The sequence below is a fragment of the Phaeodactylibacter xiamenensis genome, assembly GCF_965229835.1.
GTDB lineage: Bacteria > Bacteroidota > Bacteroidia > Chitinophagales > Saprospiraceae > Phaeodactylibacter > Phaeodactylibacter xiamenensis.
Window position 1 is genome coordinate 1,856,347 of sequence record NZ_OZ245931.1, and the last position, 25,754, is coordinate 1,882,100.

The 25,754-nt window shown below is 53.4% G+C and carries 10 protein-coding genes; 7 read left to right on the forward strand and 3 right to left on the reverse strand.

Annotated features, from left to right (window positions below; genetic code table 11):
• Positions 1–7 precede the first annotated feature (7 nt).
• Positions 8–8,197, forward strand: a complete 8,190-nt coding sequence (locus ACO08I_RS06825; protein WP_421948884.1) for a choice-of-anchor L domain-containing protein — start codon at positions 8–10, stop codon at positions 8,195–8,197.
• A 180-nt stretch (positions 8,198–8,377) separates the two neighbouring features.
• Positions 8,378–10,369: an OmpA family protein gene (locus tag ACO08I_RS06830; RefSeq protein ID WP_421948885.1), complete on the forward strand. Its 1,992-nt coding sequence runs from the start codon at positions 8,378–8,380 to the stop codon at positions 10,367–10,369.
• Here ACO08I_RS06830 and ACO08I_RS06835 read toward each other — a convergent pair.
• Both ACO08I_RS06835 and ACO08I_RS06840 read right to left on the reverse strand, forming a co-directional pair.
• Positions 10,359–16,319 carry a MopE-related protein gene (locus ACO08I_RS06835; RefSeq protein ID WP_421948886.1) on the reverse strand — a complete coding sequence of 1,987 codons (5,961 nt, stop codon included), beginning with the start codon at positions 16,317–16,319 and terminating at the stop codon, positions 10,359–10,361. The two genes, ACO08I_RS06830 and ACO08I_RS06835, sit on opposite strands and share 11 nt — an antisense overlap.
• Before the next feature lie 55 nt (positions 16,320–16,374).
• Positions 16,375–16,521, reverse strand: a complete 147-nt coding sequence (locus tag ACO08I_RS06840) for a hypothetical protein (protein ID WP_282779297.1) — start codon at positions 16,519–16,521, stop codon at positions 16,375–16,377.
• 149 nt (positions 16,522–16,670) lie between these two features.
• Here ACO08I_RS06840 and ACO08I_RS06845 point away from each other — a divergent pair, with 149 nt between their 5' ends.
• Entirely contained in the window at positions 16,671–18,593 is a 1,923-nt protein-coding gene (locus ACO08I_RS06845; RefSeq protein ID WP_282779296.1) for an ABC-F family ATP-binding cassette domain-containing protein, read from the forward strand.
• Between the two features lie 64 nt (positions 18,594–18,657).
• Here the strand turns inward: ACO08I_RS06845 and clpB are convergent, their stop codons facing one another.
• A complete protein-coding gene (gene clpB / locus ACO08I_RS06850; RefSeq protein WP_421948887.1) occupies positions 18,658–21,276 on the reverse strand; it encodes an ATP-dependent chaperone ClpB in 2,619 nt (872 codons plus the stop codon).
• A 473-nt stretch (positions 21,277–21,749) separates the two neighbouring features.
• Between clpB and ACO08I_RS06855 the strand changes: the two genes are divergently transcribed.
• The 4 genes from ACO08I_RS06855 to ACO08I_RS06870 all read left to right on the forward strand — a co-directional run bounded on the left by ACO08I_RS06855 (position 21,750) and on the right by ACO08I_RS06870 (position 25,695).
• Entirely contained in the window at positions 21,750–22,577 is an 828-nt protein-coding gene (locus tag ACO08I_RS06855) for a menaquinone biosynthesis family protein (protein ID WP_421948888.1), read from the forward strand.
• 142 nt (positions 22,578–22,719) lie between these two features.
• Positions 22,720–23,832: an alanine dehydrogenase gene (gene ald, locus ACO08I_RS06860; RefSeq protein WP_282779293.1), complete on the forward strand. Its 1,113-nt coding sequence runs from the start codon at positions 22,720–22,722 to the stop codon at positions 23,830–23,832.
• 139 nt (positions 23,833–23,971) lie between these two features.
• Complete coding sequence (locus ACO08I_RS06865; protein ID WP_282779292.1) at positions 23,972–24,421, forward strand: ferritin-like domain-containing protein; 450 nt, start codon at positions 23,972–23,974, stop codon at positions 24,419–24,421.
• 236 nt (positions 24,422–24,657) lie between these two features.
• On the forward strand, positions 24,658–25,695 hold the full coding sequence (locus ACO08I_RS06870; RefSeq protein ID WP_282779291.1) for an AI-2E family transporter: 1,038 nt from the start codon (positions 24,658–24,660) through the stop codon (positions 25,693–25,695).
• Positions 25,696–25,754: the final 59 nt, after the last annotated feature.

The window sequence follows — 25,754 nt, forward strand, 5'->3', positions numbered from 1 at the left end:
TCGGAATATGAGAAAACTTTTACTAACTCCCTTCTTTTTGCTCTTCCTTACTTCAATTTTGCAAGCCACCACTGACCCCATTGTGGTGGAGCTGGAAGGCACAAGGTCAAGGCATCGCTTGTCCACAAAGGCAGAAGGCCCTTTTGCGCTAACCCTTTGCCAGCTGCAGCCCGGAGAGCAATACCAGCTCTGGCTGAGCCCACAGGCACAGGAAGGTGGCGAAGTTCGTTTTCTTTCAGAAGCAGGCACTCCTGAAATCACCTACAGCTTTACCGCTGTATCAGCCTGCCAGAGCATTCCGGTTACGCAGTTGGCCCCGGGAGCACTAAAGGCCCGTTTTATCCTGTCTGTTAGTTGTGAATCCTGTGAGCGGCCTCCCGGCGAAAACCGCATGGCCGGCCTGACCGTAAGCCCCGGTGTGGATGCATTGACACTCATCCAGGATGTTTTTATCGGTGGCAACTGCTTCGATGTGTCCAACGTCACCCTGATTGGCAGCCCTTCAAGCGCCGGGCAATTTGGCATGGGCGCCTCCTCAGTGGGTATTAACTCGGGCGTCATCATCTCCAGTGGTAATGCCAGTGCTGCCACCGGCCCCAATAGCTCCGGCAGTACCGGCAACAACATGGGCGGAGGCAGCCATCCTGACCTTGCAGACCTGGCAGGCTCCAATACCGTATTTGATGCAACGGGTATCGAATTCCAGTTCACCCCCACTGTAGACAACATCACTTTCAACTATGTCTTCGCTTCGGAAGAGTACTGCGAATTCGTAGATGCCGGCTACAACGACGTTTTTGGTTTTTTCATCAGCGGCCCCGGCATCAATGGCGGCTTTACCGGCAATGGTGAAAATATCGCCGTACTGCCCGGTTCAAACATTGGGGTGACCATCGATAATATCAATGACCAGGACAATAGCGTGTTCTTCGTACCCAACTCGGGCAGTTGCGGGGCAGGTACCATCAACAACGATATTGAGTTTGATGGCTTTACCAAAGTGCTCACGGCGATCGCTAATGTGCAGGAATGCGAAACCTACACCATCCGGCTTTTGGTAGGTGATGTGGGCGATGGCATCTATGACTCTGCCGTATTCCTTGAAGCCAACAGTTTCGCTGCCGGTGGTACTGCAACGGGTGAAGCTTTTTCTCCCACCACCAACAGCAATATCACGTATGAGGCCTGTTCAGATGGCTATTTTTCGCTTAATGTAGGTGGCGACCTGTCTACTACCCGTGTCGTTGACCTGATTGTTTCGCCAAACAGCACAGCAACACCGGGTGTAGATTATGCAGGCTTCCCGTTATCCGTAACCGCCTTCCCCGGGCAGTCTACCATACAGATTCCAATTGATGTTTTTGCAGACAATATCGTAGAAGGCCAGGAAACCATTATCCTTGAGATTCAAAATTCCTGCTCCTGCATTAATGGCACCATTGAACTCATTATTCAGGACAGCCCGCCCCTTGATGTGACGGTCCCTCCTGTTGAAGTCTGCCCCGGAGAGCCCGCATCGCTGGCTGCAGCAGTCAGCGGAGGCATCCCGGGTTTTAGTTACACCTGGAGCAATGCGGCCTCCAGTTCTGCAATCACGGTGACGCCCAACGAAACGACCACCTACACCGTCACTGTCACCGATCAGTGCGGCCTTACAGCAACAACAGATGCGACGGTAACCGTCAGTGGTGCATCAGAAGCTACCCTTACCGGGCAGGGGCAGTTTTGTGAAGCTCCTTTCACTGCAGAACTCCAGGTGACTTTTCAGGGGAATGGGCCCTGGCTTTTTGCCTATTCCCTGAATGGTATTCCCCAACCAGATATCGTCGCCACAGAAAACCCGCTAATCATAGAAGTCAATTCCCCTGGCTTTTATCAGGCGGAATATGTTGCGCCTCAGGCCTACCCTACTTGTATTGGGCAGGTTCAGGGCTCTGCCTTTATAGAGCTGCTCGATCTCAATCCTCAGGTGGATGCCGAGCCTGTTTCCTGTACTGGTGCCACAGATGGAGAAATCTCGATAAATGTGGGTGGTGGTGCTCCACCATTTTTCTTTAGCTGGTATGATGTTACCAATAACCAGCCCCTGCCCGATGAGAGCAACTCTTTAACAGATCTTGCCCCCGGCACTTATGAGGCCTACATCGTCGATGGGTTTGGGTGTACGGATACCGTTCAGGTGGAAGTGGAAGAACCCATGCCGGTATCAGCAAGCATCACCTCCACAGAAGGAGTCAACTGCCTGAATCCGAATGGTGGCAGTATTAATCTGGAGGTAAGCGGAGGTTCGCCGGGCTACGATTTCAACTGGAGCAATGGTGCCAGCAGCGAGGACCCCACTGATCTTCAGGCGGGCGAATACTTTGTGACGGTCACGGATGATGAAGGGTGTACCACTACAGCTTCTGCAATAGTGGAAGAAAACTTTGACTTGCCAACGGTGGATTCCAATGTCCCGGATACCGTGACCTGCTTCCAGCCTGCTGTCACACTGGATGGCACGGGTTCATCCACAGGCCCTGAATTTACAGCTTCCTGGTCGGGCCCGGGATTGCCTCCAACGGATGGGCTGACCGCCTTTGCACAGCAGAGTGGCGATTTCATTCTCACCATCTCAAACACCGTAAATGGTTGTATCGCCTACGATACTGTGACCGTTGCAGCCGATAATGCAGCGCCAAACGTAGTGCTGTCTCCGGGTACTATCACCTGCGATGCACCCGAAATTCAAATCAATACTAACGGCAGCAGCAGCGGGCCCGCCTTTTCCTATTCCTGGTCGGGCCCTGCAGTAGTCAACGGTGCTAACAGCCTCTCCCCTACTGTGGATGGGCCAGGCACCTATAACTTATTCATTACAAATAATGAAAACGGCTGCAGTAGCAGCAGCGCCGTGGAAATCACGGAAAACACCACCGTCCCTGCCATTGATGCAGGCCCGGGCAGTGAACTCACCTGCGAAGAGCCGGAGGTATCCTTATCCGCTACCGCCATGGGCAACACCGGCGATTATGTCTATACCTGGACTTCTGCCGATGGAAATATTGTCAGTGGGGGGAATACCCTAAACCCAATAGTGAACGCAGGCGGGCTCTACCAACTACAGGTAACCGATACTCTCAATGGGTGCACAGCGGCAGATACTGTCTCTATTCTGAAGGATGACAACCTGCCCGTTGCCATTATATCAGGTCCTGAAGTACTGAATTGCGACAACCCTACCTTGCAGTTCAATGCCGGGAATTCCAATCTTGGCCCGGATGGCCTCTACGACTGGTTTACTCCGGATGGGAACATCCTCAGCGGAGCCACTACCCTGACGCCTACTATTGATGCGCCGGGCGAATACCAATTAATCATTTCAGCGCCGAGCATTGCCTGTTATGACACCGCCACTTTTTTGGTCGCCATTGACACCCTTTCGCCACAGGTGGGCCTGCCATCGCCGGGCATACTCAACTGCTACAACGACAGCCTCCTGCTGCTCGGTAGTGCGGCCACTAATAGCGGCGAGAACATTCTGACCTGGAATGGCCCTTCCGGGCTGATGCCAACCGACAGCATTCCTTTGGAGCAAAGCATTACCGAGCCCGGCCTATATACCTTGCAGGTTACGGACCCCGTCAATGGCTGTACCACCACAGCTGAAGTCATGGTGCAGGAGGATATCGCTATCCCACAAGCTGCTATTGCTGCCCCTGAGGTGCTCGACTGTGGAACAGCCAGCATTACGCTTGACGGATCTTCCTCCAGCAGTGGGCCTAATTTCAGCTACGCCTGGACCGCCCCGGACTCCTCCGCTATTGGCTCCAATATCAATCAACTGACGGGTATTGATCAGCCAGGGACCTACCAGCTACAGGTACTAAACACTGAAAACGGTTGCAGCAACACGATAACCGCACTGGTGGAAATTGACACTTTACTGCCGGAAGTGGCCATCGCACCGCCCGCAACGTTGACTTGTGCAGATACGATCATCGCACTTTCCGGCAGTGCAACAGCCAACAGTACCGCCCTGATTTATGAATGGAGCACCGCCAACGGGAACCTGCTGAGCGGAGCTACCACACCGGAATTGTCCACCGATACGCCAGGCACTTACACTCTTCAGGTGACCAACGCCACCAATGAATGCGCACAAAGTATCAGCGTGGAGGTCGGTCAGGACGTGGAAATACCAACGGTTGATGCGGGCCCAGCCACTACGCTAAACTGTGCGGAGACCACTTATACCCTGCAGGCCTCAGCCAGTGGCAATGCGCCCCTTTCCTACGCCTGGACCTCACAGGATGGCAATATCGCAACTGGCAGCAACGATCTGAATGCTACCATTGATGCACCGGGTACCTACACCCTGCAAGTCATCAATGAGACCAATGGCTGTACCAACAGCAGCAGCGTTAGCATTGATCAGGACGTTGCTTTGCCTGCCATCACTGTTGATGCGGATCCGCAAATTGACTGTGACAGCCCAACGGCATCCCTGGATGGCAGCAATTCCGACAGTGGCCCCAATCTGATTTATGAGTGGTCCACGCCGGATGGTAATTTTAACGAGGCGACAGACGCCCCGACCATAACGGCACTTCAGGCCGGTACCTACACGCTTCAAATTACCAATACTGACAACCTGTGTACCGTAACGGAAGCGGTGACCGTAGTGGAAAATACTGCTGTACCTCAGGCCGATGCCGGAACAAACGGCATTCTGAACTGCGATGTGAGTAGTATCAGCATTGGCGGCAGCAATACCAGCCAGGATGGCCCATTGGTCTATACCTGGACTCTGAACGGAGCTCCGATTGCCAGTGCAGACAGCCCGACTTTCGAGGCCAATCAGCCCGGGCTATACCAGCTTTCCGTCCTTAATACTGACAATCAGTGTGAAGCGCTGGATGAAGTCGAAGTCTCCATTGATACCATCTTGCCAACAGCAACAGCTCTGGCTCCTGATGTGCTGACTTGTACCACAACCAGCCTGCAATTAGATGCAAGCGGTTCCAGTCAGGGCGGTAGCTTCACCTATGCCTGGAGCACCCCTGACGGGCAGCTGGACAGCCCCGAAGATGTGCTTAATCCAACGGTCAGCAGCGGCGGCACCTACACGCTTCTGGTCACTGACAACAGCAATGGTTGCCAGCAACAAGTTAGCATCGAGGTACTACAGGATACGCTTTCGCCGGTAGCTGATGCTGGTGCCCCCATCCGGTTGACCTGCACAGACACCTTGCTCAACCTGGACGCCACCGGCTCCAGTCAGGGCAGCTTCCTGTATAACTGGTCAGGGCCCGGATTGGCTTCCGGAACCAGCGGGCTGAATCCTGCAGTACAAGTGCCCGGGACTTACTTACTGGAAGTTATCAATATCCCAAACGGGTGCAGTGCCACCGATGAAGCCCTGGTCACCCAGGATATTACGCCACCGGCAATCGCTATTGATGCGCCCGAAATGCTCGACTGTGCGCTTACTGAGCAATTGCTGAACGCCACGGGTTCAAGCCAGGGTAGCGACTTTACCTACAACTGGACGACGTCTAACGGCAGCATAACCGGAGGCGCAAACACCTTACAGCCCAATATTGGAGCACCGGGGACCTACAACCTCCTGATCACTAATACCGACAATGGTTGCACCAGCAGCCAAAGTGTTGAAGTCGGCCAGGATATCACGCCTCCGGTAGTTGCAGCAAGCACTCCTGATACTTTAACCTGTACCACTACCAGCCTGCAACTCGACGCTAGCGGCAGTAGCAGCGGACCGGTCTTTGACTACAACTGGAGTACCAGCAATGGTATCCTTCAGAGTGGCACCAACACCCCTACTCCAGTGGTCAGCAGCGGAGGGCTTTACCTGTTAACGCTTACCAATACAGAAAATAACTGCATCAGTACTCTGGAAGTCAGTGTAGTGCAGGACACCATAGCTCCGGTAGCCGAAGCCGGTAGCCCACAGGAACTCAATTGTGACTTCCCGGTGCTGTCGTTGTCCGGTATAGGGTCGAGTACCAACGGCTTTACCTACAACTGGGATGGCCCCGGACTGCTCAGCGGCACGAATGGGCTTTCGCCCGAAGTCAACCAGCCGGGTATGTACACGCTTACCGTGACCAACGATTTCAATGGCTGTGCGGCTACGGATGTGGTGGCTATTACACAGGATACCATTACCCCGACCATTGCCATTAGCGATCCACAGGTATTGAACTGTGATCTGACCGCTCAGCAACTCCAGGCCGGCAACAGCAGCCAGGGTACCGAATTCCAGTACACCTGGACCACACCAAATGGCAATATCAACAGTGGCGGCCAAACCCTGCAGCCCACTATCAATGCCCCCGGCGAGTACACCCTGCTGATTGAGAATACCAGTAACGGTTGCGATGCGCTTGCCAGTATTGTTGTCGAACAAGACACCATCACTCCCGAGGTGGCAGCCCTCACGCCAGACACTTTGACCTGTGCCGTGACCAACGTAGCAATTGATGCCAGTGCCTCCAGTAGTGGCCCCGACTTTGACTACAACTGGTCCACTTCCAACGGACAGATTATCTCAGGTGGGCAGACCAATAGCCCTACCGTGAGCAGTGGCGGTACCTACACTCTCGTATTGACCAATACCGCCAACTTCTGCAGCAGCGAACTGACGATTCCCGTTGTGCAGGACACTTTGGCGCCAGTGGCAGAAGCAGGTACCACCGCCGAACTCAACTGCGACAGCCCCAGCCTAACCCTTAGTGGTTCCGGGTCCAGCACTGGCGGTTTTAGTTACGAATGGCAGGGGCCAGGCGTGCTCAATGGTGGCGGCACCCTCAATCCTGCTGTCAACTTGCCGGGCACTTACACCCTGGTCGTCACCAACAACTTCAATCAATGCACAGCCATGGATGCGGTGGAAATCACACAGGATGTGAACCTTCCGAGTGTAGTATTCACGCCACCAGGTATACTGACTTGTGCCGTAGAGACGGTGTTGCTCGATGCCAGTGCCAGTACACAAGGCGATAATTTTACCTTCAACTGGTCTACTTTGGATGGAAACTTCGTGGGCTCGACCACCAGCCTGGCCGTTTCCATCGATGAGCCAGGCACCTACGACCTGACGATTGAGAATATGCTCACCGGCTGCTCCAACAGCAATCAGGTAGTCGTTGATCAGGATATTATTGCCCCGGTAGCAGAAGCTGGCAACACCTTCGTCCTGGAATGCTGGGAGGACACCGCCAATCTCGACGGCTCCAATTCACAGCAAGGGCCGAACATCACCTATCAGTGGACGACAATTGGTGGTGGGTTCACCTCCGGGACCACGACCTCGGCTCCCGTGATTAACGCACCGGGACTGTATACCCTACTTGTTACCAATACTGAGAATGGGTGTTCAGCTCAGGATCAGGTACTCGTGACCCAACCCGTTCCGGAGGCCAGCTTCGACCTTATCCAACCGCCCTGCTTCGGCGATCCGGGCACTATACGGTTCCCGCAGGTTACGGGTGGAACGCCACCTTATGAGTTTTCTATTGACGGAGGAGACTCCTATCAGGCAGGCAGCATTTTTGCCAACGTGACGCCCGGCAACTACGAACTGATTGTACGCGATGAGAACGGCTGCACCTACGAAGCAAGCGCCGCCATCATTCAGCCCGACTCCACAGTAGCCATTATTGAACCTGCCGAGGCAACGATTCAGTTTGGCGAAAGCTACACCATCAACGGGCAGACCAACCTTATACCGGGTGAAATTGCGGACATCTTCTGGTCTAATCCAGGTTCACTCAGCTGCGACGATTGCCTGCGCCCGACCGCCCGACCGCTACGCACCACGGATTACCTGGTCACGGTAGTCAGTCAAAACGGCTGTATTGATCAGGCACCTTTCCGCCTGTTTGTAGACCGGACTCAAACGGTTTATGTACCCAATGCCTTCTCGCCAAACGGCGATGGCACCAACGACCTGTTCTATATTTTTGCCCGCAGCGGCGTTATAGAAAACATCCGGGCATTCCGGATTTACAACCGATGGGGAGAGCCTGTATTTGAAGGCTACAACCTCTCGCCTAACAACCCGGAGCACGGTTGGGACGGCACCTTCCGGGGTGAACAGATGAACAATGCGGTTTTTGCCTGGCATGCAGAGATCGAATTCATTGATGGCACCGTTGAGCACTTCAAGGGAGACGTACAGTTGTCCCGTTAGCAGAATCGCTTAACGCGCTGTTTAGCAGACCAAAGGCCGCTTTAGCATTGCTAAGGCGGCCTTCGTTTCGGGCGGCCAGCAACAAAAAAAATCCTCTGGCGTTTTATTCCTATGCGCTACAGGACCGTTCCAGGCGGTTGGGTGGCGTACACCCTATATCATTCAAATCCAAGTAAAGCTATGATCCGGTATTCCTATATTCTATTTGCGCTTCTTTTTGCGGCACTCAGCAGCTGTACTTACACTGAAAAAGTAAGGGATGGGCAGACTGCGATCGAGGTCAAGCAGTATGCCGTAGCACTCGAACTCCTCCAGAAAGAATACGAAAAATCCAAAAGCCGCGTTGAGAAAGGGCGCATTGCTTTTAAAATTGGCGAAGCTTACAAAAACCTCAATCAGAGCGACCTCGCCATCCGCTGGTACAAAATTGCCTATGACAATCAGTACGGGTGGGAATCCCTGCGCGAGTATGCCTTTGCGTTGAAACAAGCCGAACGCTACGATGAAGCCGCCCGGGCATTTAAAGACCTGGGCATAGAAATTGGCAGCCCCTATGAATACCGCCGGGAAATCAGCGCCTGTCAGATCGCCCAGGGCTGGAAGGACCTGCGCCCGGAGTACGAGGTGGAAGTCATGGGCTTTAATTCCAGCCGGGCGGAATATGCGCCTGTGCTTTACAAGGGCAACCAGCTGGTGATCACTTCCGACCGCGCAAACAGCACCGGCGATGACACCTACAACTGGACCGGCAACGCTTTTTCCGACCTCTTCCTGGTCGACCTGGAATCCAATACCGTTTCTGACTTCACAGGCCCGCTCAATACAGAAGATAACGAAGGGACGGCCATCTTCAACAGCGACTATACTGAAGTATACTTCACCCGCTGCTTCGGCGGCGGCAAATGGGATGCAGACCATTGCAAGATCATGCGTTCGGAAGTAAGTGGCAACAGCTGGAGCATACCACAGCCTCTGTCATTTATGGAAGAAGGCATCAACTATGGCGGGCCGGCGCTTTCTGAAGATGGGCAGCGCCTTTACTTCTCTGCCGATCACCCCGATGGCTGGGGCGGGCACGATCTTTACTACAGCGAGCGGCAAACGGATGGCACCTGGGGCCCTCCTCAACTCATGACGAGGGTGATCAATACCGAAGCCGATGAAATGTTCCCTTTCGTAGATAAGGATACCCTCTACTTCTCCTCCCGGGGGCATACCGGTATGGGCGGGCTCGATATTTTTAAAACCTACCAGTTGCAAAGCCGGGGCTGGGCTTCTCCGTACAACCTGAAACCACCGGTCAACTCTGGCTCTGATGATTTCGGGTACATCATTGACTACAATGCTCCCAGGCAAGACGAGGATGTGCTGTACTCCGGGTATTTCACTTCCCGGCGGGAGGAAGGTATCGGGAATGATGACATCTACCGTTTCACCAAACGGAAACTGCCGCCGGAAGAGGTCGTACAGGATGAAGAGCCTCCAAAAGAAATCGAATACAAGCTATTGCTTAAAGGCTTTGTCCTGGAAAAACTATACGAGGTGCCCACTGACCCGAACAGCGTGGTGCTCGGCCGCAAACCGTTGCCTGGTTCTACCGTGCAGATACAGTTTGGCCCCCGCAAGGAGGAAGTGACCGTCGGAGAAGATGGCATGTTTGAGCTGGAGCTGGAAGAAGAAGCCGACTACACGTTCCTGGCAGCCAAAGAAGGCTACCTGAAAAACGACGCCGCCTTCTCCACCCGTGGTATCGGGCGCGACCCCAATAACCCCGTACAGGAATTCGAAATAGAAATCGTACTGGACCGCATCTTTTTGGATAAGGAAATCCGGCTGGAGAACATTTACTACGATTTCGACAAAGCCAACATCCGAGAAGATGCCCAGCCAACGCTTAATGACCTGGCCCGCAACCTGGAGCTCAACCCGGACATCCGTATTCAGCTGGGCTCACATACCGACTGCCGGGGCAGCTCCCGGTACAATCAGGATCTTGCCCAGCGCCGTGCACAAGCCGCAGTGGATTACCTGATTTCGCTAGGTATTGACCCGGGGCGGCTCGTTGCCTTTGGCTACGGGGAAAGCGAGCCCGAGGCCGATTGCATCTGCAACCGTTGTACGGAGGAAGAACATCAGATTAACCGGCGGACTACTTTTAAAATTATCGAATAATCATAACGGGGGCAGCGTAAATCGCCTGCCCCTTTATTTTAAGCATTGCCCAATACGCGCCGGCCGGCCAGTCCGCTACTTCAATACGTTGGCGGAAATTGCGCTGCTGCCCCAACGCTTGCTCATAACGGATTTTGCCCGTCACATCCACGATAGCCAGCGTCAACGGGCCAGGGACTTTTAACCTGCCTTCCAACTCTATATAGCTGTCAGCAGGATTAGGGAACAGATGAACCTCATCGATCCATTCCAGCGCCTGTACCTCCACCAAATTCTCTTCTTCAGTTGCGGTGCAGCCATTAGCATCCGTCACGGTAAGGGTATAGATAGCGGAAACAGGCACCTCAATGGTATCCGTATTCGCACCGGTACTCCAAAGGAAGGTGTAGGGCGGAGTCCCCCCAATGCTCTGCCCCAATACACGGAAGGGATCACTAAGCGTACTGAGCGTAACGGTAAGCTGTTCCGGTTCCGGTAATTCTATTTCAAAAGTGCGCAGGCAGTTGTTATCGTCTATGACATTCAGTTGGTACATACCTGCCGGCCGGTTAGCCAGGCTATCGCCGGTGAAGGGCAATAACTGTCCGGCATAAAGCCATTCGTAATCATAGCCGGGCACACCACCGGTTATGTCCACCGCGATGTGCCCATCCGAACCACCAAAACATTGGACCGTATCGAAGCGGACCGTGTCCAGCAGCAAAGCCTCTTCCGGCTCCTCAACCTCATAAGGGCCAAAAACACGGTGGCAGTCTTTTTGGTCCGTCACTGTCAAAGTATAGCTGCCCGCTGCCACTCCATTTAAATCAGTAGTCATCAGGCCATTGCTCCACGAATACATATAAGGCTGTACACCACCGGCCACATTCAGGTCAATGCTCCCGGCGAGGTCTCCCTTACAAGGTACCGGATCAATATCCATGACTGTTGCCGTAATCAGTGGATGAGCGTTGGTGACCATGGCGTTCACCGCATCCGTACAGCCCCGTTCGTCAATGACTACGCCTGTGTAAGTTCCGGCAGGCACTCCGGTCAAGTCCGCAACAGGCTCAAAGACATCGTTGTTGCTGTTGAACCACGAATAGAAATAGGGCGCCGTGCCTCCTGATGTGGTCGTGAATACCCCACCGGTTGAGTCCCCGAAGCAGTCCACCATCCGAATACTATCCCGGGTGAGGGATAAAGGCTCAGGTTGTTGCAGCGCAGTAAGAGGGGATTTTTCATTACACCCCGTGGACAAGTCGGTTACCGTCACCCGATAGTTGCCCGGGCTGAGGTTGCAAACAGAGACGGTATTAGTGTCCGTCACCTCAATATACCCATTGCTAAAGTGGAACTGATAATTGGAGGAGCCACCAGCTACCCGGGCTACCGCACAACCATCGCCCTGACCATTACAGCTCACATCCACTGTATAAAAGGTATCCAACTCAAAAGCAGCAGTGAAAGCTTTGACCTTGACCGGCAAAGCTTCCCGCTCACAGCCATTGGCATCGACAACGGTCAGGCTGTAGTCTGCCGGTACAGGATCAGGAATCTGTGGCTGATCCATACCATTACTCCAATGATACTCGTAGCCAGGCACGCCTCCACTCACAACTGCCTGAAGCTGCTCCACCTGCCCACCTTCACAGATATCCTCTGCTTCCACGGCAATGGCAACACTCAGGGCAGGCGGCTCGCTCAGTATGAAGGTTGTATCATAGGAACAGGCATTCGCATCATCTACCACCAAACGATAGGCGCCTGCCGGAATATTAAAAATGTCCTCTGTCTCCACATCCGTTCCAATCCAGCTGTATCCATAGGGCGGAGTCCCGCCACGGGTATCTACCTCAATAAAACCAGTAGAATCACCCCGGCAGGCAATGGGCCCGAATCCTTCCAAACCAATCTCCAGGGGTTGCGGGCTTACAATGGGGATCGTATCGCTGATGAGCTCACACCCACGTCCATCTGAAATGGATACAACATAATCACCATCACCAATCCCAATCCGGTTCGGACCAATTATACCATCATTCCAACGGTATTGAATAGGCGGCAGGATGGAGGGCGTACCGGAATTTTGGGTGGCTGTAACGTTGATCAGCCCATCCATTGTATTATCGCAGGCAGGCTGTACAACGTTGATCGCACTGCCGAATAACTGAGGGGCTTCAATTACAAAGGTCGTATCGTACAGGCATCCCTGCCCGTCTTCCACCTGCACGCTGTAAACACCTACCGGCAAATCGTCAATCTCATTCGTAGTGGCGCCGGTACTCCAGGTGTATTGATACGGAGGTACGCCCTGTGGATTGAGCGTCACTCTTCCGGTTTCCAGCCCTTCGCAAAAGGGTTGTACAACTTCAGCGGTGAAATCAGGTTCTGAAGTAGCCTCCAGAATAACTTCCAGCGTATCTCCCGGGCAGGCATTAGCATCGGTCAGGTACGCAAAGTAAGTTCCAATAGCAAGGTTGCTAAGCGTACTGTCGGCTCCGGTTTCACTCCAGGCGTAGACATAAGGCGGATTCCCTCCACTCCCGCTCACTGTAATCGAGCCGTTTTTCTCTCCAACGCAGGTGGGATTATCCGTATCAATGAGTGTGAGTGCTAACGGAGACGGCTCCTGAATCAGGTAAGCAGCACTCGCTGTACACCCCTGAAAGTCGGTGACCGTCACGCTATAACTGCCCGCGCTCAGGTTCACCCGCAGGCGCGAATCGCTACCGTCCGCCCATTCGTAATGGTAAGGGGGAGTACCTCCATTGCTTCCAACCAGCAGGCGCCCGTCTTCCTGGCCCGCACACGACATGTCCTGACGGAACTGCAACTCCAATTCAAGAGGCGCAGGGGCTTCCAGCTCAAAGCTTTCCACCAGTTGACAGTCTTTGCTATCGGTCAGGGTCAGGGTGTAAGTTCCGGCGGAGAGATTGAAGGGATTGGGAAAGTTGATATTATTGCTCCACAAATAACTATAGGGAGGCGTACCACCGAAAGCGGTGGCTGTGATGGCACCATCCGCAGCCGCTGCACAGCTGGGCGAAATACCATCAAAGTTCAGCTGCAGTGGTGTTGCTGCTTTGACCTCGATACTATCTATAATTGTCTGGCAATCCCCATCGGTAACGGTAACGCTGTAAAAGCCACCCGGAAGGTCCTCAAGGCAGGCAGAAGCGCCGCCATTGCTCCACTCGAAAACCGGGCTGCCGGCAGATACGGTCAGGCAGATTTCCCCATCCCCGCTGCCGGGACAGCTCACGTCATTCACACCAATCTCCTGTACGGCAGCACCGGGCCCGTTGACCAACACCGAACGGATGATCAGCTGACAGCCCTCTACTGAGCTATCTGTGATGGAGACCCGGTAGTTCCCTTGTGGCAAGTTACCGACCACCAGAGTATCCGAAACGGCAGAAGCATTTCCAGCTACTCCGTTGGCCCCTTCCCAGCTGTAGTCGTAGGGCGGTTCTCCGGAGAGGGGCACCAGCGTGATTGCACCATCGGTCCCATCGCAGGTACTAACATCCGTAACAAAGCTTCGCAACGAATCAATGCTTACAATAGTCCTTACCCGGGCGCTACCTACGCTAAAGCACCCCTCCACATCCGTGATGGTAACCGGATAGGTTTGCGTTACGCCCGCCTGAAAACCTGCGTCCACCTCAATGGATGCACCCGACGCCCCATTCCCCCATTGGTAGGTATAGGGCTGATTGCCTCCAGTGGCCTGTACAGACAGGGTGGCAGTCGTCTCCCGGCAAAGCACCATAGAATCCGAAGGCAGGAAAGTCAGGGCCGGGCCGGGCTTAAAATCGATTTGTACCTGGCCCTCATCCGAACAGCCAAAATCAGCGGTCGCCTTAAAATAAAAACTACTCCCCACCATGGAGGCAATCACAGGGTCAGCCAGCTGATTAGCAGGAGTAGCCGGGCTGCCGGTGTGGAAGGTAATATTGCTGCCTGTAAAGTTGGCATCATTGAAAATGATACTCTCCAGATTAAGGGAATCCTCCGGGCATACCTCCGGAGTGGTTTGCTGGGCAAGGTTCGGCGTAGGATTGACCACTACATAAACAGGAGCCCGTTGGGCAGAGATACAAGTAAGGTTGCGCTCTTCCACGTAGTAGGTGTAAACTACCGGCTCAGGCCCATTATTGACCAGCAGTTGGGTAGGCGAAAAAGCTGGTCCGAAACCTATAAAGTTGGTAGCATCAGCAGCAGGGTACCAAAAAAAGAGGCTGTTGCTCAAACTGGAAGACACCCTAAGCAGGGCCGGCTGCCCTGAACAAATCGTATCGTGCACCACCGTGGGCGGCGGCAGCAGTGGATCATCGCCCATACCATTACAGTTTTCATCCAGACCATTGCAGGCGATTTCCTCTGCTCCGGGGTTGATTGCCGGGTTATTATCATTGCAATCGCCACCTGCAGCAACAAAGCCTTCGGGTGCAGTACTCAAGCAGGTGAAAACCGGTTGGTTATCATCTCCATAGCCATCGCCATCCGCATCGACGTAAAAGGTGAAGCCGGGGGCTCCAAGAAGTGTAGCCCCGTAAAATTGCAGGTTATCCAGCGCAATGTCTCCTCGCGTATTACTGCCTTCCTGCCCTACAAAACGCAGGCGCAGAGTATCGCCATCCTCAAAATCGCTTAGCCCGATGTAGACTTTTTGCCAATCGGGGCTCTGGGCGCCGGAACGCGACCAAAGGGAGGTCCAGTTGAAACCACCATCGCCGGAAGCTTGCAGGGTGAGGCTGCCAATGCCCTCTCCCAACATATGATACTGAAAGGAAAAATGGCAGGTATCGGTCCCTTGCTTATCCAAAATAATACACTCTGACTCCAATATAGCGGTCTTGCCCGCACTACAATTGTTCCCGGAAGCTTCCAGGTAAACGTACTGCGCAGAGCCATCGGCACCTGATTCAGGACCGGTGCCAAAGGTAACCGTAGGCCCCGTTGCCACCAGCCAGTCATAATCATTTTGTTGGCTGTTCTGCCAAATACCTGTTAGCGGGCACTCTGTATTGCAAAGGGTACCGCATAAGCCTTCTGATTCAAAGCCAGTGGAAAAGGTAAGCCCTGGCGGATTACAGCCTGTGGAAAAAGTAACCGGGCAGGAATTTTCAGATACCCCTCCACCGCATACCTTGCGCACATAAAGCTCGTAGTCCGTCTCCGCATCCAGCCCCATTAGCATAAAAGGTGGGCAGCCCGTGTACGACACCAATGTACCCCCGCCCGCTGTGGCACCACCGCCCGGCGCAAAGCCAATGGGCCCGTATTCCAGTAAGGTCGTCCCGCAGCTGGTTTCCGGTAACCAGTTCAAAACAACTGTAGTCGTGTCGGAATCGACAACCTCCACGGTCTCCACAGGCTGGCAATTCAATGGGGCAAACACCAGATTGACAAATTCGAGGCGGCCGATATCCCCTTCCGCATCATCGCAGATAATGAGCTCCCAAAGACCGTTGGGGTCAGTGGTACCGTCATTGAAATCATAAAGGCTGCCTTCGGGCCGGATGGTTTCGGCGGTAAATGGAGGCACAGATGCCGATACCGGCACACAGCTGCTCATCGTAAAGCGGGCGGGCTCTGCGCAGTCCGGCGCATCCGGATTTCCGTAATTGTCATCGCCTGCACCATTATCAAACGAAAGTGGGACATCAATTCCGGCAGGCGACCGCAGGGTCATTTCAAGGTCATTAGCCCAGGTGTGGCGAATGATAAGCTGCACTTCCTGCAGGGCAACATCTACACCGAGAGCAGTCCCGGGTGCACCATTCACATTGATGACAATCTCGTCAGGATCAGGAATAACATTAAGACTGGGGTCGCAGCCACCGTCTTTCAGGTTGAGCCCGATATTACAGGAATTATTGTTGATCACTACGCTCTGGGCAGAGAGTTGTGCACCAAGCAGGCAAAACAGGAGTAGTAGATAATTCGGCATTGGGGAGTTCATCAGCATACAGTTTACACTGGCAATTTACCCCAAAAATAGAAAGAATTCAGATGTATTAGCGGACTTCGGCTGTTTCCTCTTCTTCTGTCGGCTGTTTTTCTTTTACCGGCCCGCTTAGTTTTTTGACTAAGAATGCGAATCCCACCACAAAGTGCGCGAGGATCAAAAACAGAACGATGTAAGTGCCCCAGCTACCTGACATAGTATTCAAATTTTGGTTAAAGTTAAGGGCATAGAGCCATTTGCAGGGTGACAAAGGTCACACGTATTTCTTACCTTTGCGGCAAATGGCACAGCGGTGGAGTCGATAATGGAGAGAAGGCAGGGCCGCACCCACAAAGCGCAAAGGATATGATCAACATCAATAATGTTTTTGTCAAATACGGGGACCGTACGCTCCTCGACCGGGTTAACCTGGTTATTGTGGAGCGGGACAAGGTGGGCCTGGTGGGCCGAAATGGCGCCGGCAAATCCACCCTGCTCAAGATTATCGCCGGCTATATGTCACCGCATGATGGCAACGTCGACCGGCCTTCCGGCAGCACGCTGGGCTTTTTGCATCAGGAAATGAGCCTGCCAAAAGGTAAAACGGTGATGGCAGAAACCCTCACCGCTTTTGACGAGGTGCGCCAACTGGAAAAGCAAATTGCCGAATTAAATGATGAAATGGCGACCCGTACGGATTACGAAAGTGATTCTTACATGAAGCTGCTCGAAAATTTCGCCGAAGTCAACGACCGCTTCCAACTCCTGGGCGGTCAGACCATGGAGGCGGATGCCGAGCGCGTACTCACCGGCCTGGGCTTCAAAGCTTCCGATATGGACCGCCTGACCGATGAATTCAGCGGCGGTTGGCAAATGCGGATCGAGCTGGCGAAAATGCTGCTGCAGCGCCCCGACTACCTCCTGCTGGACGAACCGACCAACCACCTGGATATCGAATCCATCATCTGGCTGGAAAAATTCCTGAAGGATTACGCCGGTGCGGTCATCGTGATTTCCCACGATAAGCAATTTCTCGACAACGTCACCAGAAGAACGGTTGAGGTCGAACTCGGCAAAATCTACGACTACAAAGCGGCCTACAGCGAGTATGTGGACCTCCGCAAGGAAAGGCGCGAACAACAGCTGGCGGCTTATGAAAACCAGCAGCGGGTCATTGCGGATAAAGAGCGGACCATCAACCGGTTTATGGCGAAGGCGACCAAGACCAAGATGGCGCAGTCCATGCAAAAACAGCTCGACAAAATTGAGCGCATCGAGGTCGAACAGTTCGATACCGCCGCTATGAACCTCCGCTTTCCGCCGGCACCACGGTCCGGGCAGGTCGCCCTGGAGGCCAAAAACCTGTCCAAAAGCTATGGCAGCCTGAACGTGCTCGACAAAGTGGACCTTAAGCTGGACCGGGGCGACCGTGTGGCTTTCGTGGGGCAAAACGGGCAGGGCAAGACCACCCTGGCTAAGATCATCGTCAACGAACTGACCCTGACCGGGGGCGAATTGCAACTGGGCCATAACGTTGAAATCGGCTACTACGCCCAGAATCAATCTGACAGCCTGCACGCCAAGCTGACGGTACTGGAAACCATGGAAAACTACGCGCCCGCTGAAATGCGCACTCAGCTGCGGAGTATCCTCGGTGCATTTATGTTCAGTGGAGAGGATGCGGATAAGAAAGTATCTGTACTTTCAGGCGGAGAGCGCGCACGCCTTGCCCTGGCTTGCCTGCTGCTGCGCCCTTTCAACCTGCTGGTGCTGGACGAACCGACCAACCACCTGGATATTATCTCCAAAGATGTACTCAAACAGGCCATCAAAGACTACGATGGCACCCTGATTGTCGTTTCCCACGACCGGGAATTCCTCGCTGGACTTACAGACCGCACCCTGGAGTTCCGCGACCGGAAACTGCACGAGCACCTGGGCGATGTCAACTACTTCCTGGAAAAGCGGCAGCTCGACAATATGCGGGATGTGGAAATCAGTCAGTCCTCCGGTAAACCCAAAACGGCCATCGCAGAAGCACCGCCCAAAAAAGAGCTGAGCTACGAAGAGCGCAAACGCCTGCAGCGCGCCATTTCCAATGCCGAAAAGAAAGTGGAGAAAATTGAGGAAGAAATCGAAGCGGTGGAGAAGGTCATGTCTAACCCGGAGTTTTACATGCAGGATGACGCCGCGGAGATCACCAAAAAGCATGCCGACCTGAAGGCCGCACTGGAAGATGCCATTGAGGTCTGGGAACTCGCCCAACTCGAAATGATGGAGTACGAATAGGTACAACAGAAAAAGCCCCGGCAAGCATTACGGCCACCGGGACTTTCTGTTTCAAACACTTTTCTTACGCCATCAATTCTTCTTCCTTGATGGGCTGCCGGAATACGATTTTGTCATCAAAAACATCGAGGACCACGGTGCTGTCCGGCATCACTTTTTGCATCAGCATCTGCTTGGACAGCTCGTTGAGGACCTTCTTCTGAATGACCCGCTTCAGCGGCCGGGCACCAAATTCAGGATGGTATCCTTTGTCAGCCAGCCACTTTTTCGCTTCATCCGCGATGGTCAGCTGTATCTGCTGCTTGGCCAGGTTGGCACGCAGCTCTTCCAGTTGCAAGTCGACAATTTGTCCGATATCGGTACGGGAAAGCGGACGGAACATGATCGTCTCGTCAATCCGGTTTAGGAATTCCGGGCGTACGCTTTGCTTGAGTAATTCGAAGACTTGTTCCCGGGTATCCTCAATTACCAGCTCTTCGTCTCCGGGCACCATATTCGCAAAGTTCTCGCGAATGATATTGGAGCCCATATTGGAAGTCATGATGATGATGGTGTTCTTGAAATCCGCCACGCGGCCCTTGCTATCCGTCAGGCGGCCATCTTCGAGCACCTGCAGGAGGATATTGAAGGTATCCGGATGGGCTTTTTCGATCTCATCCAGCAGGACCACGCTGTAGGGCTTGCGGCGCACTGCTTCCGTCAGCTGACCGCCTTCATCGTAGCCCACGTATCCCGGAGGCGCACCTACCAGACGGGAGACCGCATGCCGCTCCTGATACTCGCTCATATCGATCCGGGTCAGCAGGTCTTCATCATCAAAGAGGTATTCGGCCAGTGCTTTAGCCAGCTCCGTTTTACCTACACCGGTAGTCCCCAGGAAGAGGAAGGAACCGATGGGGCGGCGTTCGTTGCTCAGACCGGTACGGCTACGGCGTATGGCATCGGCAACGGCTTCCACACCTTCGTCCTGCCCGACGACCCGTTTGTGCAGGTCTTCTTCCAGGTGAAGGAGTTTCTCGCGCTCGCTCTGCAGCATACGCGTTACCGGCACGCCCGTCCAGCGGCTGACGATCTCCGCGATATCCTCTGCATCCACCTCTTCCTTGACCAGCAGCTTGTTGTTGGCTTGCATGTCCTGCAGGCGCTGTGTGTAATCTTCCAGTTGCTGTTCGACTTCAGGAATGCGGCCATAGCGGATTTCGGCAGCATCGGTGTAATTGCCTTCCCGTTCTGCACGGGCGCTTTCCTGTTTTAGGCGTTCGATTTCCTCTTTGGCTTGCTGTACACCAAGGATGACCTCCCGCTCACTCTCCCACTGTGCCTTCAGCGCATTGCGGTCTTCTTCGAGGTTAGCCAGTTCCTCGTTGATACTGCTGATTTTAAGTTCGTCGTTTTCCCGGCGCATGGCTTCCCGCTCAATTTCGAGCTGACGGATCCGGCGCTCCACTTCGTCGAGTTCTTCGGGCATGGAGTTCATTTCCAGCCGGAGTTTGGCAGCAGCTTCGTCTACCAGGTCAATGGCTTTATCAGGCAAGTGCCGGTCGGTGATGTAGCGGTGCGATAGCTGTACGGCGGCGACTACGGCATCGTCTTTGATGTTGATTTTGTGGTGCGTCTCATACCGTTCCTTCAGACCACGCAGGATGGAAATGGCATCATCCACGCCCGGTTCGTCCACCAGAACGGTTTGGAAACGGCGTTCCAGTGCTTTGTCATTCTCAAAGTATTTTTGGTACTCATTAAGGGTGGTGGCACCGATGGCGCGCAGCTCGCCCCTCGCCAGAGCAGGCTTCAGGATATTGGCAGCATCCATTGCGCCCTGCCCCTTACCAGCACCAACCAGAGTATGAATCTCATCAATGAAGAGGAAAATCTGCCCCTCAGCCGTTTTGACTTCGTTGATCACAGACTTGAGGCGCTCCTCAAATTCGCCCTGATACTTGGCCCCGGCAATCAGCGCGCCCATATCCAGGGAAAAGATGTCTTTATCACGCAGGTCTTCCGGCACATCTCCATCCACGATGCGGTGGGCCAGCCCTTCGATAATTGCCGTTTTACCTACGCCAGGCTCGCCGATCAGTATGGGGTTGTTTTTGGTACGGCGGGCCAGGATATGCAGCACGCGGCGGATTTCATCCTCCCGGCCGATTACCGGGTCGAGTTTGCCGTTGCGTGCCATTTCGTTGAGGTTGACGGCGTATTTGCCCAGGGCGTTGTAGCTGTTCTCGGCACTGTGGGTGGTGACGCGCTTGCCCTTGCGAAGCTCCTCAATGGCCGCTTTCAATGCCTTTTCGGTGATGCCCGCATCTTTGAGCATTTGCGTGGTGCTGTCTTTAACACCCAGCAGCGCCAGGAGGATATGTTCCAGAGCGACGAATTCGTCCCCAAAGTCCTTGAGGTAAGTATTCGCCTTTTGCAACACCTCCGTAGCGGTGCGGGACAGGTACTGACTGCCGCCACTGACACTCGGGTAGGATTGAATGATGCTGTCCGTTGCCTTCTTAATATTGTCGAAATTGACACCCAGCTTCTTGAGCACAAAAGGCGTCACGTTCTCATCCACCTGAAGGATACCCTTTAGCAGGTGGGCCGGCTCAATCGCCTGATGCTGCTCCTGCATAGCGATCTGCTGCGCGTGCTGCACGGCTTCCTGAGCCTTGATGGTGAAATTATTGAGGTTCATCTATCGTTGAGTTGTATGCTTTAAAATCTTCCCTACAGGAATTGAACAGCAATTTAACTTCAAATGATGTACCAAACACCTAAATGCGCCACCTTGGCACCTCTTTGCCAGCCCAGCTGTCAATTTGGCATCATCCAAAAAAAAATACCTGCCCGATTGGTACACAATCCCCTGATAAACAAGCCACAACAGACCTTAAATCTCCCCAACTATACTGTGCTACAGAAAAAACGATATCTTTTTTTCATTTTTGCCCAACCCTTTCCAACCCCGTGCCTGTCTGGGCATAATGAATTTGGAACACAACTATTTTAACGATCTCAAAACTGATGCTCATGCCGGTTACAACGATGTTAGTGCTCGCCCTTGCTGTTATTGCTGTTGGAAAAAAGTCGCGTGCCCTACGTTAACCGCTTGCAACCAACAGGGCAGCTTTGTCGTTCTGTAAAGCGAAACAAAAGCTGCCCTGTTTTATGCAACTCTCACTCGGATTTTCTCCCTGCCCCAATGATACTTTCATATTTGATGCCCTGCTGCACGGCAAGGTCGATACCGAAGGGCTGAGCTTTCAGCCGGTTATCGAAGATGTGGAGGCGCTCAATGAAATGGCCTTCCGCCACGAGCTGCACATCACCAAACTCAGCTACCACGCCTTTGCCCACCTCCTACCCCACTATGCACTACTGCATGCAGGCAGTGCCCTGGGTGAAAAAGTCGGCCCGCTGCTCATCGCCAAAAAGCCGCTCACACCTGACGAAATCGATACCGCGCATATTGCCATTCCCGGACAGTATACCACCGCCAACTTTTTGCTAAGCCTCGCTTTCCCAAAGGCGCAACAGCGTACAGCAATGCTCTTTTCAGACATCGAAAATGCTGTCCTTCAGGGCAGTGTGGATGCAGGGCTGATTATTCACGAAAACCGTTTCACCTATCAGGACAAAGGGCTGGTCAAGCTAATGGACCTGGGCGACTACTGGGAGGAAACCTCCGGCCTGCCTATTCCCCTCGGCGGCATTGTGGTACGCCGGGACTTACCGGAAGCGGTGCAACACAAAGTGGACCGCGTGCTGGCCCGAAGTGTAGCCTATGCATTAGACCACCCTGATGCGCCCAGAGATTTTGTACGGCAGTATGCCCAGGAAATGGAAGAAGCGGTCATGTATAAACACATCAACCTGTACGTCAACCACTACACCCGTGATTTGGGCGAACGAGGCAGAGCGGCGGTTCAGCACTTGTTTAAAGTCGCTATGAAAAAGGGCGTTATGCCTGTTTCTGACACCCCCGTTTTCGTGTAGCTTGCCCTGCCTGCAGACCAACTTCGGAGAAAGATCGTTTTCGCCACCGGAAATCTGCTCCAAGGTGCAAGAATATCGCCACTTTGACTATTTTTGCGCTGCATTTTAGATTCCCTAACCAGAAAGCAAAAACTTAGCGATTATGATCATTGGTGTCCCTAAGGAAATTAAGAACAATGAGAACCGGGTGGCCCTTACGCCGGCCGGTGCCATGGAGCTGACCAAGCGCGGCCACGAGGTTTACGTTCAGACCACTGCCGGATTGGGCAGCGGCTTCGAAGACCATGAATACACGGCTGCCGGAGCACAACTTTTACCGAGCATCGAAGCGGTTTATGAAAAAGCCGAAATGATCATGAAGGTAAAAGAGCCTATCGAGCAGGAATACAACCTGATCAAAAAGGATCAGCTGCTGTTCACTTACTTCCACTTTGCGTCCTACGAGCCGCTGACTAAAGCGATGATCGATCGCGGAGCTACATGCCTGGCATACGAGACAGTGGAGAACCCCAACGGCAGCCTCCCGCTTCTGGTCCCTATGTCTGAAGTAGCTGGCCGTATGGCTATTCAGGAAGGCGCTAAGTTTCTGGAAAAGCCATTGGGCGGTTCCGGCGTATTGCTGGGCGGTGTACCGGGCGTGGAACCGGGCCGTGTGCTCATTCTGGGCGGTGGCGTAGTCGGTACACAAGCAGCTAAAATGGCAGCCGGGCTCGGTGCGCAGGTCACCATTATGGATATCAATCTCGACCGCCTGCGCTACCTGGCTGATGTGATGCCCGCTAATGTCAACACAGTGTACAGCAACGAAATGAACATCCGCAGGCATATCAAGCAGGCCAACCTTATCGTTGGTGGCGTACTCATTGCCGGCGCCAAGGCACCAAACCTGATTACCCGTGATATGCTTAAAGATATGATCCCGGGCACGGTCCTTGTAGACGTTGCCGTAGATCAGGGCGGCTGTATCGAAACCTGCAAGCCGACCACGCACGAAAACCCAACCTTCATCATTGATGATGTGGTGCACTACTGTGTGGCGAACATGCCTGGTGCGGTACCTTACACTTCTACTATTGCCCTGACCAACGCGACCCTGCCTTACGCCATCCAACTGGCTAATAAAGGCTGGAAGCAGGCTTGCAAAGACAACGAGCCCCTCAAAAAGGGCCTGAATGTTATTGACGGAAAAGTAGTGTACAAAGGCGTGGCGGATGCCTTCGGGCTGGAATTCACGCCGGTTGAGCAGTTTTTATAAACTTCTCCAACTATAGCCTGAGCGGGGCTGCTTACCAACCTGGTAGGCAGCCCCGCTTTTTATTTTTGCGAATGGCAACGAACATCCGGACTGGCTCCTGCGTGTAACAGGCACACTATTTCACCAAAAATCAAATGATATGACCAACCCACAAGAAGTGATTGATGCGCTAAATGATTTGCTGCAGCAAAATGTAGATGCCCGGCAGGGCTACGAGAAGGCACGCTCTGACGTTGAGCAGTCTATCCTTGAATCTTACCTGACCGACAAGGTAGTCCAACGACAAGCCTTCATCGAAGCCATCACACAGGAGATTATCACCCTTGGCGGTTCTGCGAAGCGGGAAACCACCGTCAAAGGCAGCCTGCACCACAGCTGGATCGATATCAAATCCGCACTGTCCTCCAACGACGAGGAAGCTGTATTCGAAGAATGTGTACGCGGCGAAAAGAACAGCCTCAAGACCTACAACAAACTACTGGAAAACACCTCCTGGCCTGCCTCCACTAAAACGATGGTCCTGCGTCAGCGCGATCAGATCAAATCCGATTTGGAGCGGGCAGACGCTATGGCAGATGCATTGAATTAAGACCTTTCCCATGACCATGTATAGTATGCCGGTTTTATCTTCCGTTGAGCCATTAGTCAGGATATTCTGACCCCAAAAAATCAATGGAAAACCGAGCAGGACGAGAGCTCAGCCGCTTCGGCTGGGCTTTGTTTTTGATAGCCTCCCCTTCGAACTTCTACCGGTCCGAAAGGTTGCAAAAATGAGCCGAATGAAAACTAAAAACCTTATTTATTAACCCCTGTACCCCGCAAACCATGAAGCCTCAAAAAACAGCAGCCATTCTATTGATCATAGCATTGACGGTTGCCATACTATACTACGGCAGCGGATTTCTGATCCCCCTCGCCTTTGGAATTTTACTCGCTATGATTTTTCACCCTTTGGCCTCGTGGGCCGAAAAAAGAGGCATGCCCCGATGGGCCAGTATCGGGCTCTCTCTTTTCCTCTTCATTTTAGCCTTAGGAATTTTGAGCGGCGTAATGGTGATGCAAACGCGGTCTCTGGTCAAAGACTGGCCCAAGATACAGGAGCAACTCGCCGAACAGCAGCATAAGGCCGAGCAGTTTGTCATAAAAAACATTGGTATTGCCTCTGAAGAACGGATCCAAAAAGCTAAAGACAAACTAGCCCAGCAACAGTCAGCCATTGCGAATATGGTTGGGGGCTTTTTGGGCTCTTTATTCTCTTTTTTTACCGGATTGATCTTTGCATTGGTCTATATGGTCTTTATCATGATGGTACAACGGCGGCTGGTCAAGGCGGCGCTCGATCTCGTACCCAAATCCAGGCGGCAAGAAGCCCGGGAGGTCATGCACAGCGCCCGCCAAACCGCCTCAGAGTACCTTGCAGGCCGGCTGCTGCTCATTGGCATTCTTGCCCTGATTTACGCCATTGGCTTCCTCGTTTTCGGATTGCAGTATGCCATCCCGGTTGCTCTGCTAACAGCGGTTTTATCTATCATCCCCTATATTGGCAACATTATTGGCGGCCTCTTTGCGCTGATGCTCGGCGTAGCGACCGGCGGCTCCACCACCCTGCTGTTGGGCATTATTGGCACAATGACCCTGGCGCAGGTATTGGAGAATAACGTCCTTACTCCATGGATCATGAGCCGGGAAGTCAACCTCAACCCACTGGCGACTTTTGCTACCGTTATCGGCTTCAGCCTGATCTGGGGCGTCGCGGGGTCCATCCTGGCCATCCCCATCACCGGTGTGGTAAAAAAAGTGTTTGAGCATGTTGATGGGCTGAAGCCGGTTGCTTTTGCACTGGGTACGGGGGATGGGGAATGAGATGGAGTGAAGGTCATCGATTCTGCCACGGTGGAAAAACGACACCTTATCCGACAACT

What these genes read in the sequence shown, in the direction of transcription:
- ACO08I_RS06825 (WP_421948884.1), top strand. Translation starts at nt 8, where the DNA reads ATGAGAAAACTTTTACTAACTCCCTTCTTTTTGCTCTTCCTTACTTCA.
- ACO08I_RS06830 (WP_421948885.1), top strand. Translation starts at nt 8,378, where the DNA reads ATGATCCGGTATTCCTATATTCTATTTGCGCTTCTTTTTGCGGCACTC.
- ACO08I_RS06835 (WP_421948886.1), bottom strand. Translation starts at nt 16,319, where the DNA reads ATGAACTCCCCAATGCCGAATTATCTACTACTCCTGTTTTGCCTGCTT.
- ACO08I_RS06840 (WP_282779297.1), bottom strand. Translation starts at nt 16,521, where the DNA reads ATGTCAGGTAGCTGGGGCACTTACATCGTTCTGTTTTTGATCCTCGCG.
- ACO08I_RS06845 (WP_282779296.1), top strand. Translation starts at nt 16,671, where the DNA reads ATGATCAACATCAATAATGTTTTTGTCAAATACGGGGACCGTACGCTC.
- clpB (WP_421948887.1), bottom strand. Translation starts at nt 21,276, where the DNA reads ATGAACCTCAATAATTTCACCATCAAGGCTCAGGAAGCCGTGCAGCAC.
- ACO08I_RS06855 (WP_421948888.1), top strand. Translation starts at nt 21,750, where the DNA reads ATGCAACTCTCACTCGGATTTTCTCCCTGCCCCAATGATACTTTCATA.
- ald (WP_282779293.1), top strand. Translation starts at nt 22,720, where the DNA reads ATGATCATTGGTGTCCCTAAGGAAATTAAGAACAATGAGAACCGGGTG.
- ACO08I_RS06865 (WP_282779292.1), top strand. Translation starts at nt 23,972, where the DNA reads ATGACCAACCCACAAGAAGTGATTGATGCGCTAAATGATTTGCTGCAG.
- ACO08I_RS06870 (WP_282779291.1), top strand. Translation starts at nt 24,658, where the DNA reads ATGAAGCCTCAAAAAACAGCAGCCATTCTATTGATCATAGCATTGACG.